The sequence below is a fragment of the Candidatus Sulfidibacterium hydrothermale genome (assembly GCF_020149915.1).
Classification (GTDB): Bacteria; Bacteroidota; Bacteroidia; order Bacteroidales; family F082; genus Sulfidibacterium; species Sulfidibacterium hydrothermale.
The window spans coordinates 786941-806026 of record NZ_CP083760.1 but is presented as its reverse complement, the minus strand read 5'-3'; the positions used below and the strand labels follow the sequence as shown (position 1 = coordinate 806026).

Genomic DNA, 19086 nt, shown 5'->3' with positions numbered 1-19086 from the left:
AAAGGATTTTTCAGATGGCTTATTATCATTCGAAATATGCACGAGGGAGAAAAAAACGCAGTCGTTTCTCCCGGTTTCTATTACGGTTTCTTTTTGTACTCATCCTGTTGGCACTGGCCGGCGGATATTTTTTGTACAAAGTGATTGAAGGGCCTAACGTATGGACACCAAACGACAAACCGGTAAGCATTTACGTTCCTACAGGCGCCAATTTTCAACAACTCAAAAACATTCTTTATGAAAAAGGGTTGGTCATCCACCGCAAGAATTTTGAATGGTGGGCGAAGAAAAAGAAGCTCCCCGAGCTGGTAAAACCGGGTCGGTACATCCTGGTTAACGGCATGAGCAATAATCAGCTGGTGGACATGCTGCGTGCCGGAAAACAGGTTCCGGTAAATGTAACTTTTAACAACGTAAGAGACATTTACCAGCTGGCCGGCAAAGTAGGACATCAAATTGAAGCCGACTCGGCACAAATTGTCAATTACCTGACCGACAGCAGCAACCTGCGTCAAATCGGGGCCGATTCTATTCCCGTTCTTACCTTTTTTATTCCGAATACTTATCGTTTTTACTGGAATACTACAGCCAAAGCTTTTGTTGACCGGATGATCCGCGAATACCATAAGTTCTGGAACCCCACACGTATGGCAAAAGCAAAAGCCATTGGATTAACTCCCACTCAGGTAATCATTCTGGCTTCTATTGTGGAAAAAGAAACCAATAAAAATGACGAAAAACCGAAGATTGCCAGTGTGTATATCAACCGGCTGAGAGACGGATGGCGCTTACAAGCCGACCCAACCGTTATTTATGCACTGGGAAATCCTAAAATACACCGGGTACTCAACATTCATAAAAAAGTAAAATCGCCTTATAACACCTATTTGCACCGCGGGCTGCCGCCAGGTCCTATTTGTGTTCCATCCATTGCATCGATAGATGCTGTTTTAAATTACGACAAAACCCATTATCTCTACTTTTGTGCTAAAAGCGATATGTCCGGATATCATGTATTTTCCGAAACCAACCGGCAACATCAGAAAAATGCTAAAAAATATCAGGAAGCGCTGGATAAATTACGAATCTACCGGTAAATCATGAAGTCGACGCTGCGAATGATTATCTGGTTGTTAATGCTCGGAGGCGGTATTTGGGGTGGATTTATCCTTGATGCCCGCTGGTTTCCGGGAATTCACCATCTTTTGTGGTTTCATATTTTGAGTTTTCTGATAGGCATTGTGGTGTTAAAAGGGGTGATGACCGTAAGCCGGAATACCGGTCGTACTTTGGCAAAATATGGCCGGAAAGGAGAACTCCCGCGGATGGAAACCAACCAACTGGTCAAAGAAGGCCCTTACCGGTACATGCGCCATCCCATGCATCTCGGTTTGTTATTTTTTCCGTTTGCCTTTGCTTTTCTTGTCGGATCACCGGCGTTTATTCTTGTGATTGCCCCGGCTGAAGCAGTATTAATGTTACTGCTGATCCGGTGGGTGGAAGAACCGGAAGCGATTCGTAAATTTGGTGATGAATACCGCAAATACCAACAACAAGTACCTTGGTTTTGCATTCGGAAAGAATGTCTGAATACCTTGTTTCGAAAAGTAGAAAAAAATATCCGGTAAATCCGGTAACTTTGAAGTTTGATAAAATATATACATCATGAAAAAGATTTCCTTTTTTATTTCTGTCTTCTTTTTGGCATCATTGTTTTTTTTGGTTTCGTGTAACAGAACAGAAAAACAATCCGGTACCACATCCAAAAGCCCCTGTCCTACCTGTGGTAACATGGGACTACCTTTAAACGAAATGACTATCTCTGAGATGGAACAGGGGTATCACAATCAACGCTTTACAGTAAAAGAAGTGGTCAGAACCTATTTACTCAGAATTAAAGCGTTAGACCAAAACGGCCCCCATTTAAATGCATTTATCACGGTTAATCCGGATGCGATGAAAATTGCCGACTCGTTAGACAAACTTCTGGCTGAAGGAAAAGCTTCCGGTCCGTTATTTGGTATTCCGGTGGTATTGAAAGATAATATCGACACCCACGATAAAATGGCTTGTACAGCTGGCTCGCGGGCATTGGCAGGTTCGCATCCATTACACGACAGCTGGGTGGCAGCCCGGTTAAGAGCAGCCGGTGCCATTATCATTGGAAAAGCCAATTTGAGTGAGTGGGCTAATTTCCGGTGTAGTTTTTCGTCCAGCGGATGGAGCGGCATGGGTGGACAAACCAAAAACCCGTACGTTCTTGACCGGAATCCCTGTGGTTCCAGTTCTGGTCCCGGCGTAGCTGTTTCTGCTAATTTGGCCATGGTCGGTATTGGTACCGAAACCGATGGCTCTATCGTTTGTCCTTCTTCGGCGAATGGCATTGTTGGCATCAAGCCTACCGTAGGATTAATCAGTCGCACAGGTGTCATTCCCATCTCTTTTACCCAGGATACTCCCGGCCCTATGACCCGAACCGTTTCTGATGCAGCTACATTGCTTGGCGTACTTACCGGTGTAGACAGCGCCGACAGTAAAACATTTGCTTCAAAAGGGCATGCCTATCGCGATTACACCCAATTTCTGAAAAAAGGGGTTTTACGCGGGAAACGCATCGGTTTATACATGGCTCCTATGGGAATCGATTATAAAGTCGATACGCTGATGTATCGGGCTGTTCGTTTTCTTGAGAGCCAAGGAGCTACCGTAGTAAAAATCAACAAAATCATGCAACCCGGCACAGAAGCGGCTTCGTTTCAGGTTTTGCTTTATGAATTTAAAGACGGACTGAACAAATACCTGAAAACATTGGGCCCCGATGCTCCGGTAAAAACACTTCAGGATATTATTGCTTTTAACCAATCGGATTCGATTGAGCTCAAATATTTTGATCAAAAACTGATGCTGGAAGCAGAAGCCAAAGGCAACCTGAATAGTCCGGGATATAAAAAAGCGTTGAAAAAAATGACCACAGGAAGCCGGAAAAACGGCATGGACAAAGTGATGAATCGTTATCACCTGGATGCCATTATTGCGCCTACCGGTGCTCCGGCCTGGAAAACCGACCTCGTCAACGGAGACCATTTTGTACTGGGCAGCTCTTCGCCGGCAGCTATTTCCGGATATCCATCCATTACCGTTCCCATGGGATTTATTCAGGGATTACCGGTAGGCATTTCCTTTTTCGGCCGGGCATGGAGCGAACCGCTGCTTATCGGCATGGCTTATGATTTTGAACAGGGTACCCATCACCGTGATGTTCCCACGTTTAAAAAATCGGTGGAAAACGAGTGAAAAATTAAAACATGAGTAAAATTAAAGTGCTTGGCTTCGATGCCGATGATACCCTGTGGGTAAACGAAATCTATTATCGCGAAACGGAACGGGAACTGGTTAAACTACTTAAAGATTTTGCCGATGAAAAAACGGTGATGGAACAGCTTTACCACCTGGAAATTCAAAACCTGCCCCTTTACGGTTACGGAGCCAAAGGATTCATGCTGTCCATGATAGAAACAGCAATTCAAACTTCCGGGCACCGGGTACCCGCTCAAATCATCGAAAAAATAATCGGCTTAGGAAAAGAATTACTCAACAAACCGGTTATTCTGCTTGACGGAGTGCGCGAAGTATTAGAATATTTTAAAACCAAGATTCCTGTTGTTCTGGTAACCAAAGGCGATCTGCTGGACCAGGAACGGAAACTCCGGAAATCAGGACTGGCTTCTTGTTTTCATCATATTGAAATTATGAGTGACAAACAAGAAGAAAATTACCGGAAACTACTTCAACGTTTAACCATACAGCCTGAAGAATTCATGATGATTGGCAATTCATTGAAATCGGATGTTTTGCCACTTCTAAAATTAGGAAGCTGGGCTGTACATATTCCGTATCACACCACCTGGATCCACGAAAAAACCAACGAAGATCCCCACCAATGGGAACGATTTATTGCGATCAAAAAACTGGCAGCTCTGTTGGATATCTTAGATAATGAAGGAAATATCCTAATTCACGAATAAGATATTTTTTTGTTATCACCAAACAAAAAGACTATTCCTATTTAATAAACAGAAGGGACAATAAAAAGCTGCTAATCGGGAAATAAAAAGTTCTGCTCAAAAAATAAATCTTTTCTTTATACAAATAAAGTTATGTATATCAATAAATTCCAAATTTGAAACACACCCTATTCCAGCTTCCAACTCTTATTTTAAGACAAACACCTGATGTCTAATAAATTATTAGGTTAATTTCTTGTTTCTAATACTAATTTATTTTACATTTGTGGTAATTTTAATAAACCAACAATGCGAAAATCTTTTTATTTATTGTCATTTAGACATGAAACCCCAGAGAAAACCTTCCTAAAAAAAGGGGAAAATCTATATTTAAGTTCTTTTCCTTAAAAAGCTTATATTTTTTATGATTTCTATTTTTTGATTTTAAACCCTTTAAAAAAATCGGATTATGAAAAATATTTTACTTGCATTATTATTTGTCTGTTTATTGCCTTCCCTTGGCTTTTCACAAAAAATTTACAGTAATAAAACCGGTGGCGGCAATTGGAATAATGCAGAAACATGGGATGGAGGAACCATTCCTACTTCAGTTGACACTGTCGAGATTCGATCAGGAGATACTATCACTGTCGATACAATCCAATATTGTAAACTTTTTATAATCGACGCTACAGATACAAGTAACTATGGCACTCTAGCAATAGAAACAGGAGCAACATTAACTACAACCGCGTCATGTACTGTTTATGGTATTCTTAAAATAACTGGAGGGACATTCAACGAAGGTGATGGTAGCGGTGATTATTTAACTATAAACGGCTCCGTCATGGGAAATCGTTGTCTGTTTAACATGTCTGGCGGAATACTAAATACAAGCAGATATTTTACTCTTAAAAACTCAGCTTCATTTAAAATGACCGGTGGCACAATAAATATTAATTCTTCTGGAGGAACAAGTGCAACTGATATCTTTTATGTCCCATCAGGAACAACATTTACCATGTCAAATGGCAACATAAATATTTTGAAAGGAAATAAAGGAGATGGAGCAGCATTAAAATTTAACCCAACAACAGCCAACGTTACTGGAGGTATAATTTCTTTTACAAACACAGATAATTACATGTCTTCTACGACAATGATTAGTACCAAAACATTATATAATATTAATTGTGATGTTGGTACCGGTGATACTCTTGTTATTAAAAATATGTCCAGTACTACAGAAGGCTTTTCCTGTAACAACTTCATAATAACCAGTGGAACCGCTGTAATCAATCCAGGTTACGGAATGACAGTCAATGATACGTTAACCAATAACGGGACATCTGCCAATTTGATTATTGCTTCAGACACCACAGGAAATGGTTCTTTAATTACCAATTCATCTGTAGACGTCACCGTACAACGCTATGTTGGCCATTATACTTCCGGTACAGGAACAGGTAACGGCTGGCATGAGATTGGCTGTCCGGTTGCATCCATGGATCCGGCAAATACCACATGGGATCCCACAAGAAATACTACCGATGATCTGTACGCGTGGAGTGAAGTCGATAACCAGTGGGTAAATTATAGAAATACCACCTTTACCTTTACCGCAGGACAGGGCTATCTTGTGGCTAATAGTACTGACCTGACCCACGAATATACGGGCACTTTAAACACATCAGATGTTACGGTATCCAACTTATCTTACACTTCAACATCCGGCGGTGACGGGTGGCATTTGTTGGGAAATCCTTTTTCCAGCGCCATTAAGTGGGACGACGGAAACTGGACATTAACCAATGTTGGCGCTGTTGCAGAAATATGGGACGAAGCCTCTGCCAGTTACACTGCTATTAATGCCAATGACATCATTCCTTCTACCAACGGCTTTTTTGTTCAGGTTGTTTCCGGAACAACAGGCAGTGTGACCATTCCTGCCGCTGCACGGGTTCATGATGCTCAAGGAAACTATAAACAAACAGCGGAAACTCCGGAAACGCTGACTTTCCAGATTACTGATGATGCAAACAGCTATTCAGACAAAGCTACTTTAGGATTTAAACCCGATGCTACTGAGCAATGGGACATGGCTTACGATGCCCACAAAATCATGAGCATGGTAAAAACGGCTCCACAGATATGGACAGTGAGCCACGATGAAAATTTCCTGATAAATTACCTGCCGGAGATCACTACAGCATATGATGTTCCTTTGGAATTCCGGGCCGGCGTAAACACAGTGTACCACCTGACCATAAAAGGTGTTTCCAGTTTTACAAATACAGATTTTATTCTGGAAGACAAGGTAACAGGAGAAAAAATCAACCTGAATGAAATAACGAATTATGATTTCAGTGCACAAGACGGAGACAACACAGACCGGTTTGTTCTTCACATCAATGGGGTAACCGGAATTTCTCCTGCATCAGAACAAACCGATGACCTTCAGGTATTTTCTTCCGGAAACACCATTTATCTGCACGGACAGAAAGTTCTCAACGGAAAAGTATTTGTATTTAACACGCTTGGGCAGAAGGTTTATGAAAGTATACTTAACGGAACTACCAGACAACAAATCCACATGACTCAACAAGCGGGAATATACATTGTCCGAATAGAAAATGACCATCGTGTTGTTACCAAAAAAGTTTACATTCAATAATCAGCAAATCATAAAAAAATGAAAAAATCCATTATTTTTTACAGTATTCTTTTTTCTCTGTTATTCTCATTTCAATCGGTCATGGCACAGGCTACACCACCAGCGACACACGGCGCACCCATTGGCGGAGGTTTATTCATCCTATTGGGACTCGGTGCAGCATACGGCGGCAAAAAATGGTATGATCACCGGAAAACTAATCTTGAAGAATAATTAGTGGAAAGCTGTTCTTTTAAACCGGGAATTGACTGCAAAAAAAGCGGTCAACTTCCCGGTTTTTTTATGGCTTTTCAAAAAATAATGTCAAAATTTCTTAAAATTCCACAGCAAGGGTTAAATTTCCTAAATTCGCACCCTGTTTCAGTTAAATTCATCCATCATGAACAATTTTAAGAAACTCAACAATCGGATAGGCTGGCTGATCTTTCTGATTGCTGCATTCGTCTATCTATCCACCATAGAGCCCACTGCCAGCTGGTGGGATCCGGGTGAATACATTTCTACTGCCTACAAATTGCAGGTAGGACACCCTCCGGGAGCTCCGCTTTTCCAAATGATGGGCCGCATCTTTTCCCTGTTTGCTTTCGGAAATACGGCTCATGTAGCCATGATGATCAATATCATGTCGGCACTGGCCAGTGCATTTACCATTCTCTTTTTATTCTGGACCATCACCCTGCTGGCAAAAAAGATCTACGTAAAGAACCCTGGAGATGAAATGACGAAAGGTCAATTATGGGCCGTTCTCGGAGCCGGTATTGTAGGTTCTTTGGCTTATACTTTTACCGATTCGTTTTGGTTTTCAGCCGTGGAAGCCGAAGTATATGCCACTTCATCCTTTTTTACCGCACTCACTTTCTGGGCGATCTTACGCTGGGAAGAAGTGGCTGACGAACGTAGCGGATTCCGATGGATTTTACTCATTGCTTACCTGACCGGACTGGCCATTGGGGTACACATGCTAAACCTGCTGACCATTCCGGCTATAGTATATGTTTACTATTTTAAAAGATACAAATTTTCCTGGAAAGGATTTATTTACGCCGGCATTGTGGCACTGGGCATTTTGGCTATTGTGATGTACATCATCATTCCCCAAGTGGTTAACCTGGCCGGACAGTTTGAACTCTTCTGCGTAAACACACTGGGATTACCGTTTAACGTAGGAACCGTTGTTTATTTTGCCACACTCATCGGATTGCTGGCTTATGGGATTTATTACACACAAAAACATGGAAAAGTAGTGTACAACACCATGTTGCTGGCATTAACCTTTGTGCTTATCGGTTATTCATCTTTCTTGATGCTGGTTATTCGTGCCAATGCCGATACGCCCATTAACGAAAATGACCCGAAAAACGCGGTGAACCTGTTGGCTTACCTGAACCGTGAACAATATGGCACCTGGCCTTTGCTTTATGGGCAATATTATAATGCTCCGGAAATTGGGAGAAAAGACGGAACGCCGGTTTACAAACGCGACGATAAAAAAGGAAAATATGTGGTGATCGATGACAAAAAACAAACCATTCCGGTATACGATCCCCGTTTTGAAACTATTTTTCCGCGTATGTGGAGCAACCAAAAACCCATCCATATTAAATTTTATAAAAGCAAAGAATATGGAGGGACGGACGGGACCCCTATCCGGGTGGATATGGGGAACGGAAAAACCAAAGTATTAATCCGCCCCAGCTTCCTGACCAACCTGAAATTCTTCTTTAAATACCAACTCGACCACATGTACATCCGCTATTTTCTGTGGAATTTTGTGGGACGACAAAACAATATTGAAGGCCAGGGAGAAATCAACCATGGAAACTGGATCAGCGGGATTAACTTTATCGATAAAATGCGGCTGGGCGACCAGGCCCATCTGCCTCCGAGCATGCATAATCCGGCACGGGCACGATTGTATTTCCTGCCGCTCATCCTCGGAATTATCGGTTTCCTTTTCCACTACTCCCGGAATAAAAAAGATACCTGGGTCGTTTGGATGCTCTTCTTTATGACCGGCGTAGCCATTATTATCTACCTGAACCAAACGCCGGTACAACCCCGTGAACGGGATTATGCCTACGCTGGCTCATTTTATGCCTTTGCTATCTGGATTGGTCTGGGTGTTCTCTCTCTTTACGAAGGGGTGAAAAAATATTTTGGGAAAAAAGAAATTGCGGCGGCATTGGTGACGGTAATCAGCCTGATACTGGTACCTGCCAATATGGCCAAAGAAGAGTGGCCCTCACACGATCGTTCCGGCAAATTTTCGGCACGCGATTTTGCGGTCATGTACCTGCGAAGTTGTCCGCCCAACGCCATATTATTTACCAACGGGGATAATGATACTTTCCCGCTGTGGTATGCCCAGGAAGTGGAAGGTATCCGTACCGATGTCAGGGTAGTCAATTACATGTTGGCCGGAGGCGCCTGGTATGTAGACCAGATGTTTAAACAGGAATATAATTCTGCTCCGTTGCCCTTGTCTATTCCTTCGGAAAAATACGATCGCGGAACCATGAACTTTATTCCGGTTTATCCGGTTATTAAAGGCCCTATCTCACTGAAAGATGCGATCGACTTTATCCGGAATGATGATCCACGAACAAAAATGCCATTACAAAGTGGTGACAAAATTGATTATCTCCCCGGAAAAGAACTTTTCCTGAAAGTAGATTCGGCGGCAGCAGTCAATTCCGGTACTGTTCCATTGAAAGATGCCGGGAAGATTGTAAAGGAAATCAAATGGAAAGTAAAACAAGGATACCTTTACCGCAGCGATGTCATGTTGCTTGACCTGCTGGCTAACAATAACTGGAAACGTCCCATCTGTTTTGCTAATCCGTCCAGCGTAAGCAAAGTGCTGGATGTGGCTAAATATTGCCAGATGCGCGGACTGGTTTACCAATTGGTGCCGGTGCCGGCCAAAGATTATATTCCGAAAGTGGGAGGCGTAGCTGCCGACTCATCGTATAAGATTCTGATGAGCAAAAAAGCACGCTGGGGACGGTTGAACATGCCCGATGTGCATGTCGACCGCGAAAGTTTCCGGAATTCGGTAATTGCCAAACAATCGTATATCCGGCTGGCCCAGGCGTTGGCAAATATGCATAAATACGATTCCACAGTAAAAGCGCTGGATAGAGGAATCTGGTTCTTCCCCAATAAAAAATTCCCGTTCGATTACTATACCATCCATTGGGCTCTGCTATACTACCAGGCAGCAGATTATGCCAAAAAACATCATGAGCCTAAGGAAAAGTATATGAGTTATTACAAAAAAGGGAATGATGTGGTAGAAAAGATTTACACCCGCTACATGCAGGATCTAAATTATTACAACCGTCTGAACGACAAGTTTGTTCCTTACTACGACAACGATATTCGTGAAGCCTTAACATCACTACAACAATTGGCTCAGCTTACCAAAGATTTTCACCAGAACAAACTTTCTGCGAAGATCAATAAAGGTTTCTATGAACAGCTGAAAACAATGGAAGGAACGGTCAAGAAAAAGTAAAATATAATTCTTGCTTTTATACTGTCAAAAGCCCAAAAGGTATCAAAATACTTTTTGGGCTTTTTGTTTTCCTGACCAGATCAACACCCCGATTCCCAATAAAATAAGCGGAATACTCAGTATTTGTCCCATATCAAGCAACAGATGTTGTTCCCAGGGTTCCTGGGGCTCTTTCAAAAATTCGATGAGAAAACGGGCTGAAAAAATTAATACCATAAAATAACCGAAAAGTTTCCCGGGTTTCAGGTTTTTGGTATGATGCCAGTAATACCAATGAAGGAAAAAGAAAATAAGTAAATAGGCCAGGGCTTCATAAATCTGGGTAGGATGATGCGGACCGGTAGCATATTGCGGCTCAAAAGCCCGTTTAAACACAAATCCCCAGGGCAGCGTAGTGGGTTTTCCAATGATTTCCGAATTCATCAGGTTTCCCATACGGATAAAAAATCCGGCCAACGGAACAACAATAGCCATCCGATCCAAGGTCCAGATGTACGGCCGATGATGCCGCTTGGAAAAAATATACAATCCCAGCAAAATACCCAACGCCGCTCCGTGACTGGCCAAACCGCCATGCCATACTTCCAGGATTTGTAACGGATGCGCCAGAAAATAATGGGGCTCATAAAAGAAAACATGCCCCAAACGGGCACCAATCAGCGTAAAAACAAACATGTAGGTAAATAAAACGTCGGTTTCTTTTTCGCTTACCTTTTCTTTTTTAAAGATCTTTAAAATGATCAGATACCCGGCCACAAAACCAAGTGCAAAAAGCAAACCGTACCAACGTAATGAAAAACCTCCAATGATAGGAATATGTGACGGGACCGTAAAAATATCGGGACTCACATTCCAGACAATATAATCAAGAAACATGACATGTGTTTTTTGCAAAAGTACGAAAATCACCCCGGCGTCACCGATTCCGTCAGGAGAAAAAATCAGTGATACGAAAACCGGTATCAATCGGAAAATTCTTTTTCAAGCTGATCCACCCAACGCCGAATACGTTCATCGGTCCGATCTTTCTGATTATTCTCATCCAGCACCAGGCCCACAAACCGTCCGTTTTTCTCTGCCAGCGAAGCATGATACGAATATCCATCCAGCGGCCATTCACCAACAACAACCGATTTATCCGGTAAGTGAGAATATAATTTCCCTAAACCATCCGCAAAACTATCCGGAAATTTTTTCTGATCACCTAATCCAAATAAAGCTACTTTTTTACCCGAAAAATCCATTTTTCCCAACGAAAAAACCCAATTTTCCCAATCACTTTGCATCTCTCCGATTCCCCAGGCCGATGTTCCAAATAACAAAAAATCATACTTTTCAGGTAAATCTGCAGAAGCATCTTTCACATTATGAAGCATTACCCGAAATTTTCGAAAAGCCGATTGTATTTTCCGGGCTACCGTTTCTGTCATCCCGTAAGTCGATCCGTAAAAAAGTCCTATTTCTTTCATGCTGTTTTTGACGTTTTATATAAAGCAGAATAATCGCGGCAAAAGTAAGCTTTTCCGGCTGAGGAAAGGCCGAAACGATCCTTTACCATTTTTTTAATACCTTTACTTCTCTTTTATCATTCACCATCATGAACAGAAAAATCAACATTAATAAACTAAAAGAAGTTCCTTTATGGGACATCATTGTAATAGGAGGCGGAGCCACCGGACTGGGAACAGCCGTCGATGCGGCTACAAGAGGCTATAAAACCCTGCTGCTTGAACAGGCTGATTTTGCCAAAGGCACATCGAGCCGAAGCACCAAGCTGGTCCACGGCGGAGTTCGCTATCTTGCCCAGGGCGATATTTCGTTGGTGCTGGAAGCCCTGAAAGAACGGGGACTACTCCGGCAAAATGCGCCCCATCTCGTAAGCAACCAGGCCTTTATTATTCCTACTTACGAATGGTGGGACGGCCCTTTTTATACCATCGGGCTAAAGGTTTACGATATGATGTCGGGAAAGCTGGGACTGGGGCCATCGGAACGACTGGACTCTAAAACCGTCATGGAAGCCATTCCCAATTTGAAAAAAGAGGGCCTAAACGGAGGCGTGATGTATTACGACGGTCAGTTTGATGACGCCCGATTAGCCATCAGCCTGGCTCAAACGCTGGAAGACAACCGGGGTACAGCTATCAATTATTGTCAGGTAACCGGCATTCTGAAAGATTCCATGGGTTTTGTTTCGGGTGTACAGGCCGTGGATCAGGAAACCAATGAAACGTATAAGATAAAAGCCAAAGTAGTTATTAATGCCACGGGAGTCTTTGCCGATAATGTCATCCGGTTAGACCATCCTGAAAGTAAAAAGACTATTGTGCCGTCACAAGGAGTCCACCTCATTATTGACCGGAAATTTTTACAGGGTGAAACAGCAATAATGATTCCTAAAACACCGGATGGCCGCGTGCTGTTTGCTGTTCCGTGGCACAACAAAGTAGTGGTAGGAACTACCGATACGTTAATGGAAAATATCTCTCTTGAACCGCGGGCACTACCGGAAGAAATTGATTTTATTTTAAATACGGCCGGCGATTATCTCGTCTATCGCCCCAAACGGTCGGATGTTCGCAGTGTTTTCGCCGGGCTTCGCCCACTGGCAGCACCGGAAGAAGGAGATGAAAAAACCAAAGAAATCTCAAGAAGCCACAAAATTACCATCTCACCGTCCGGGCTCCTGACCATCACCGGCGGAAAATGGACTACCTACCGGAAAATGGGAGAAGATGTTATTGAAAAAGCCATTCTCATCGGCGGACTGGAAGAGAAACCCTGCGTAACTTCCAGCTTGCCTATTCACGGATATGTACGGGCTTTCGACGAAAACGATCCGCTACATTATTACGGTTCGAACAGAAACAAAATTTTATCCCTGGCACGCAAAGAAGAAAACCTGACCCAACCGTTGGTAGAAGGATTTCCGTACACGCGTGCTGAGGTCGTTTGGGCCGTCCGCGAAGAAATGGCAAGAACAGTGGAAGATTTTCTGGCCCGGCGTTCACGGTTTTTATTGCTTGATGCCCGCAAAAGTATCGAAGCAGCTCCGGTAGTAGCCAAAATTATGGCTGAAGAGATGAATTTACGGCGCCGGTGGGTTCGCGAACAAATAGAAAGTTATACCCGCCTGGCCCAAGGTTACGTTTTGGATTAACTCTTTTGTCTGTTCACCCCAAAATTTTCGATGATGCAGGAAAAATTTATTTTGGCTTTCGACCAGGGAACCACCAGCTCACGAGCCGTAGTTTACGATCACACCGGAAAAATACGTGCCATGGCGCAAAAAGAGTTCCGTCAGTTTTTTCCCCAACCCGGTTATGTGGAACACGACCCACAGGAAATCTACAGCTCACAGGTAAGCGTGGCTGCTGAAGTGGTGGCGCAAATGAAGATTTCTCCAAAAGCAATTGCTGCTATCGGGATTACCAACCAACGCGAAACCACCATTGTCTGGAACCGGAAAACCGGAAAACCGGTCTATCGTGCCATCGTGTGGCAAGACAGACGTACGGCCGGCTATTGCGACGAGCTCAAGAAGCAAGGGCTACAAAAAATGATTGCCCGGAAAACCGGTCTGGAAATCGATGCTTATTTCTCTGCCACCAAAATAAAATGGATTCTGGATCATGTAAAAGGAGCCCGTCAGGCAGCAGAAAACGGAGAACTGGCTTTTGGCACAGTGGACAGCTGGCTGATGTGGAACCTGAGCAATGGAGAAGCTCATTTTACTGATGTTTCCAATGCTTCACGAACCATGTTATTCAACATCCACACCCTGCAATGGGATGAGGATTTATTGAAACTTTTTGATATACCGGCAGCCATGCTACCGGAGGTAAAATCCAACAGCACGTTATTCACCCGGACATCCGGATTGATCTTCTCCACAAAAATCCCCATTACCGGCGTGGCAGGAGACCAACAGGCAGCTCTCTTCGGGCAAATGTGTATCCATCCGGGGATGGCCAAAAATACGTACGGAACCGGCTGCTTCTTAATGTTGAACACCGGAAACAAAGCCGTACGCTCACAAAACAGACTGCTCACCACGGTGGGCTGGCAAATCAATGGAGAAACCACCTATGCACTGGAGGGAAGTGTTTTTGTGGGAGGGGCTGTCATTCAATGGCTTCGCGACGGTATCCAGCTGATTAAAAAAGCGGCTGACAGCGAAAAAGCAGCCCGAAAAGTAAGTGACAACGGAGGCGTGGTTTTTGTCCCGGCTTTTACCGGGTTGGGAGCTCCCCACTGGAATCAGGATGCACGCGGAATGATTTATGGCATCACCCGCGGAACGACCCGCGAACATATTATCAGAGCCGCACTGGAATCTATCGCCTACCAAAGTTATGATGTCATGAAAGCCATGCAGGAAGATGCAGCACTTGCCGTTCATGCACTCCGTGTTGACGGAGGTGCCGCTGCCAACAACCTGCTCATGCAGATACAGGCTGACATCTTACAAACTCCGGTACAACGACCGCTTGTACTGGAGAGCACCTCACTCGGAGCCGCTTATTTTGCCGGATTGTCCATCGGGTTCTGGAACGATTTGACCGAAATTGAAAAACAGTGGCAGGTGGAAAAAACTTTCCATCCCCAGCAATCGGCGGAAGAGATGGAAGAAGGAATCAAAAACTGGCACCAAACCATTAAACGCGTATTACTCTGAATTACTGATCAGACAAATGATGAAGTAAACGTTCCGGAAAATCAGTGAAAACAGCATCTACACCCCACGTTCTCATCTGCTCAAGATCGGCAACCGTATTCACGGTATAAACCCAAACCTGCAAACCCTGTGCATGAATTTTCTGAATGCGTGAAGGTTTTGTTGCCCGAAGGGAAAGATTTACGGAAAAAGCCTGTAACTGTCTGGCTTTTTGAACATAATTTATGGGGCTGCCATTGTAAAGAATCCCAATCCGGGTTTCATGGTCATTTTCCCGGAAAAGGAACAGCTGACGGTGATCAAAAGAAGAAACACAAACTGTTTCTGAAGGGAGATGATATTTTTTACGGTATTCACGAATATGCTGCGCCACCAAACCGGCTGTATTCTTTCCTTTTAATTCGATATTGATCTTTACTCTTCCCTGTACCAGGGCAAAAACATCTTCCAAAAGAGGAATTTTTTCTCCGTTGCCGGCATCCAGCTGATGGATTTGAGAAAAGGTCAACCGGCGAATCCATCCTTTTCCGTCAGTGGTCCGGTTTACTTTATTGTCGTGCATCACCACCAGTTCCCCGTCGGCACTCCGGTGAACATCCAGTTCAATCATCTCTACCCCGGATTTTATGGCTTCCTCAAAAGAAAGCAACGTATTTTCAGGGAAAGACCCCCCTGCTCCACGATGGCCAATAATCAGCATGGTAAAAACATTAAAATACAGAAAGTCCGGTTTTTGTGGTAAAAAGTTCCAGTGCTTTCATACCCCGTACCGAATTCCCTTTTTTGTTCAGTGCCGGGCTCCATACACTCAGGCTGAATTTTTCAGGTAAAACCGCTACGATTCCGCCTCCCACACCACTTTTTCCGGGAAGTCCCACTTTATAACTAAACTCTCCGGCTTCGTCATAAAAACCACAGGTCTGCATCAAAGCATTTAACCGCTTCGCCTGACTTTTGGTTAGAATTTTTTCACGTGTATGGGGTATTCTTCCGTGATGGGCATATACCAAAAAAGTTTTGGAGAGTTCGGAGCAGCTCATCTCAATAGAACATAAACGGAAATAAAAATCCAGCACATCTTCCACCTTATTATGCAGATTACCGTGTGATTTTAGCAAATTAGCCATTGCTATATTACGGTATCCTTCCACCTTTTCGGAAGCGGCCACATAATCGTTAAAATTAATTTCCTGATTCCCGGCCAGTTTTCGCACATACTGGAGCAACTCCTTTTGAGGATCTTTTAATTCGGACAAAAGAATATCTACAACAACCAAAGCACCGGCATTAATAAACGGATTCCGGGGGATACCTTCTTCATAATCGAGTTGCAGCAATGAATTGAAAGCCGTACCCGAAGGTTCCACATCCACCCGTTGAAAAATAGATTCTCCCAACAATCCGATAGCCATACTCAGCGAAAAAACTTTGGCAATACTCTGGATGGAAAAACGCATCTCGCTGTCGCCGGTCCGGTAATGTTTTCCATTGAGCAGATGCAATGAAATACCAAAGTGGTCCGGGGAAACCTTGGCCAGTTCCGGAATATAATTGGCCACATTTCCTTCTTTTTCAAGAGAGGCGGTTTCTGCCACAATCTCTTCCAAAACCTGTTGAAAATTTATTGTCATTTTATTCTTTTTTAATGCATGGCTGCCTGTCCGGTTAAAGGAAATAGCAAACTCTTAAAATCGTAAATACCAAACATTTGTGCTGACGTCATTAAAATGACCAGCACAATAACCCATTTAACAAAATTAACACCTTTTTTTACAGCCATCCGTGAGGCCAGCCAGGCTCCCAGCATATTTCCGAGCGCCATAACCAATCCGAATATCCAGTTAATTTCATGATGCAGAAAAAAGACAACCAGTGTAAAAGGAGCATACGCCAAAATAATCAAAACTTTTATGGCATTGGCTTTAACCAGATCATATCCTGCCCCCAGTACAATACCTGCCAGTAAGAAATATCCCACGCCCATATGAATAAAACCGGCGTAAATGCCAATAAAGAAAAAAGCCACATAGGTTCCCCAACGAACCGGTTTTTCGCTAATTTCGGCACGTCCGTAAATGTATTGTTGTGGTTTAAACAAAACAAAAATCAGCATTACCAGCATAATAATGCCAATGGCTTTCTCAAAAACAGCTTCGTTGATATCCACAGCAATCCAGGCCCCGACAATGGAACCAAAAATCGCCGGAATGGAAAGATAAAGTGCTTTACGGATTTCGAGCACTTTTTGCTGTTTAAAACTGGAAACGGCCACTACATTTTGCAGTGCAATGGCTACACGATTAGTTCCATTGGCCACCGTAGCCGGGAGTCCGAGCATAATCAAAATCGAAAGAGAAATTATACTTCCGCCACCGGCCAGCGTGTTGATAAACCCCACAACCACTCCCGATAAAATCAAAATCAACAATTCAGCCAAATTCATAAGCTACTCTTTAATAATCAGTTGGTGAAGAATTTTGAATAAAACTTTTGGGTTAAACGGCTTGGCAATAAATCCGTCCATTCCGGCATCCATGGCTTTTTTCCGGTCATTTTCCGTAGCATTAGCTGTAAGGGCAACAATATACGAGTGGCGTATTCCTTGTTCTTTCTCAAAAGCCCGGATTTGCCGGGTAGCCTCCAAACCGTCCATGACCGGCATCTGGATATCCATCAGGATTAAATCGTATGGCTTCTCCCTGTATTTTTTAACTCCTTCTTTTCCATTATTCGCCACATCTAACCGGCAGCCGCTTTTTTCAAGTGTGATCTTACTGATTTTCTGATTAATCAAATTATCTTCCACCAGCAGGATGCGAAAACCTTTCAGAAGATCCAGGATTCGGGCTTCATCAAAAACTTCCGTTTCGGGTTGTTTGGTTTTCAGCGGCACTTCAAACCAAAAAAGCGAACCGGCGTTTTCTTTACTTTTCACGCCAATATGTCCGTTCATTATTTTCGTCAACCGTTCGGAAATAGCCAGTCCCAAGCCAGTTCCCTGATAATTTTTTGTCGTGGACGCATCCACCTGAGAGAAGCTGTCAAAAATCTTTTCAAGATGAACGTTGCTAATACCAATACCGGAATCTTCCACATCGAACCGAACCATCAGCTCATCCGGCGCAACAGATTTGACCGGGTAAACCCGCAACTTCACTTGTCCGTGATGCGTAAATTTAACGGCATTACTCAACAGATTCTGCAAAATAATGCGCAAGGCTTCCTGGTCGCCCGTAAAATAATCCGGCAGGGCAGCATCAATCGAAATCTGAAAAGAGATTCCTTTTTCAGCAGCTTCCTTCTTGAATTTTTCCGTGGTCTTTTTTAATAACGAAGGAAGATGAAAAGAACCAATCTTCGGTTTATACCGTCTGGTTTCTATGGCTGAGAATTCAAAAACATCCTCAATCAGTCCCATCAGATGTTTGGTTGATTTCAGCAGCGAATCAAGGTATTCCTGTTGCTTTTCTTCAAGTGGTGTCTGGCTCAGAATCTCAGCCATACCAAAGATCCCATTCAACGGGGTTCTGATTTCGTGGCTCATATTAGCCAAAAACCGGTCTTTAACACGAATACCTTCTTCGGCTTGGTCGCGGGCTTTTTTCAGCTGGAACTCATAATTTTTCTGGTTACTTATATCCCACGATATACCAATAAGTCCGATGATTTTTCCTTCTTTATTGCGTACCGGAGCAATATTGGTATGCACCCATATTTTCTTGTTGTTTTGTTCTACCTGTTCCTCTACATTGTAAAAGAAACGTCCGCTTTCAATTACCTGTTTTTCCAGTTCCTGATATTTTCCTTCCGGCAAGTAATGGGTGAAAACGTCTTTTAATTTTTTCCCAATCACCTCATCAGGCGAAAGCCCCGAAAAATCAAGAAAAGCCTCATTCACGAGCTGATAGCGAAAGTCGTTATCTTTAAAATACACCAAGGCCGGGATGGTATTCAGCAACATTTTCAGTAATTCCGACTGGTTTTCTTTTTTCTGCAAAGCCCGTTTCAGATCTTCGGAAGTTCGGGTAAGCAAAGAATTCACCACGTTTTTATCCTTTAAAGCCCTTTCCAGTTTAAAATTCAGGATATCGGCTTCTGTGGCCAGCCGGTGAATATCAGAAAGCATTTCCAGTTTCAGCTTCCCGAAATCTTCCGCTTCGTTTAGTCGGTTGAGTTTTTCAATAAGTTGCTGAATTATTTTTTGCATGGCCAA

General features: G+C 43.3%; 15 protein-coding genes. 9 read left to right on the top strand and 6 right to left on the bottom strand.

Going from position 1 to position 19086, the window contains the following annotated elements; genetic code table 11:
• Positions 1 to 14: 14 nt before the first annotated feature.
• The 7 genes from mltG to LA303_RS03095 all read left to right on the top strand — a co-directional run bounded on the left by mltG (position 15) and on the right by LA303_RS03095 (position 10195).
• Positions 15 to 1097, top strand: a complete 1083-nt coding sequence (mltG, locus tag LA303_RS03125; RefSeq protein WP_240526478.1) for an endolytic transglycosylase MltG — start codon at positions 15 to 17, stop codon at positions 1095 to 1097.
• A gap of 3 nt (positions 1098 to 1100) precedes the next feature.
• Positions 1101 to 1628, top strand: coding sequence for a methyltransferase family protein (locus LA303_RS03120; RefSeq protein WP_240526477.1), 528 nt, complete (start codon positions 1101 to 1103; stop codon positions 1626 to 1628).
• A 37-nt stretch (positions 1629 to 1665) separates the two neighbouring features.
• Positions 1666 to 3294, top strand: a complete 1629-nt coding sequence (locus tag LA303_RS03115) for an amidase (protein WP_262901557.1) — start codon at positions 1666 to 1668, stop codon at positions 3292 to 3294.
• A gap of 11 nt (positions 3295 to 3305) precedes the next feature.
• A complete protein-coding gene (locus LA303_RS03110) occupies positions 3306 to 4025 on the top strand; it encodes an HAD family hydrolase (protein ID WP_240526476.1) in 720 nt (239 codons plus the stop codon).
• A gap of 448 nt (positions 4026 to 4473) precedes the next feature.
• The gene (locus LA303_RS03105; protein ID WP_240526475.1) at positions 4474 to 6678 is read left to right on the top strand and encodes a T9SS type A sorting domain-containing protein; all 2205 of its coding nucleotides are present in this window, start codon (positions 4474 to 4476) and stop codon (positions 6676 to 6678) included.
• A gap of 18 nt (positions 6679 to 6696) precedes the next feature.
• Positions 6697 to 6891: a hypothetical protein gene (locus LA303_RS03100; RefSeq protein ID WP_240526474.1), complete on the top strand. Its 195-nt coding sequence runs from the start codon at positions 6697 to 6699 to the stop codon at positions 6889 to 6891.
• A gap of 166 nt (positions 6892 to 7057) precedes the next feature.
• Positions 7058 to 10195, top strand: coding sequence for a glycosyltransferase family 117 protein (locus tag LA303_RS03095; protein ID WP_240526473.1), 3138 nt, complete (start codon positions 7058 to 7060; stop codon positions 10193 to 10195).
• Positions 10196 to 10237: 42 nt separating this feature from the next.
• Here the strand turns inward: LA303_RS03095 and lgt are convergent, their stop codons facing one another.
• Both lgt and LA303_RS03085 read right to left on the bottom strand, forming a co-directional pair.
• On the bottom strand, positions 10238 to 11071 hold the full coding sequence (gene lgt / locus LA303_RS03090) for a prolipoprotein diacylglyceryl transferase (protein WP_240526472.1): 834 nt from the start codon (positions 11069 to 11071) through the stop codon (positions 10238 to 10240).
• A gap of 86 nt (positions 11072 to 11157) precedes the next feature.
• Positions 11158 to 11664 carry a flavodoxin gene (locus LA303_RS03085; protein ID WP_240526471.1) on the bottom strand — a complete coding sequence of 169 codons (507 nt, stop codon included), beginning with the start codon at positions 11662 to 11664 and terminating at the stop codon, positions 11158 to 11160.
• A 128-nt stretch (positions 11665 to 11792) separates the two neighbouring features.
• On the opposite strand from LA303_RS03085, the gene LA303_RS03080 reads away from it, so the two are divergent.
• Both LA303_RS03080 and glpK read left to right on the top strand, forming a co-directional pair.
• Positions 11793 to 13355: a glycerol-3-phosphate dehydrogenase/oxidase gene (locus LA303_RS03080; protein WP_240526470.1), complete on the top strand. Its 1563-nt coding sequence runs from the start codon at positions 11793 to 11795 to the stop codon at positions 13353 to 13355.
• A 33-nt stretch (positions 13356 to 13388) separates the two neighbouring features.
• Positions 13389 to 14873: a glycerol kinase GlpK gene (gene glpK / locus LA303_RS03075; protein ID WP_240526469.1), complete on the top strand. Its 1485-nt coding sequence runs from the start codon at positions 13389 to 13391 to the stop codon at positions 14871 to 14873.
• Between the two features lies 1 nt (position 14874).
• Here the strand turns inward: glpK and LA303_RS03070 are convergent, their stop codons facing one another.
• From LA303_RS03070 to LA303_RS03055, 4 genes are read right to left on the bottom strand one after another with little or no spacing between them, the layout of a single operon-like run.
• A complete protein-coding gene (locus LA303_RS03070) occupies positions 14875 to 15573 on the bottom strand; it encodes a glycerophosphodiester phosphodiesterase (RefSeq protein ID WP_240526468.1) in 699 nt (232 codons plus the stop codon).
• 10 nt (positions 15574 to 15583) lie between these two features.
• Positions 15584 to 16498 (bottom strand): glutaminase, encoded by a 915-nt coding sequence (locus LA303_RS03065; RefSeq protein ID WP_240527099.1) that lies wholly within the window; start codon positions 16496 to 16498, stop codon positions 15584 to 15586.
• Between the two features lie 17 nt (positions 16499 to 16515).
• Positions 16516 to 17316, bottom strand: a complete 801-nt coding sequence (locus LA303_RS03060) for a sulfite exporter TauE/SafE family protein (protein ID WP_240526467.1) — start codon at positions 17314 to 17316, stop codon at positions 16516 to 16518.
• A 3-nt stretch (positions 17317 to 17319) separates the two neighbouring features.
• Complete coding sequence (locus LA303_RS03055) at positions 17320 to 19080, bottom strand: response regulator (protein ID WP_240526466.1); 1761 nt, start codon at positions 19078 to 19080, stop codon at positions 17320 to 17322.
• Positions 19081 to 19086: the final 6 nt, after the last annotated feature.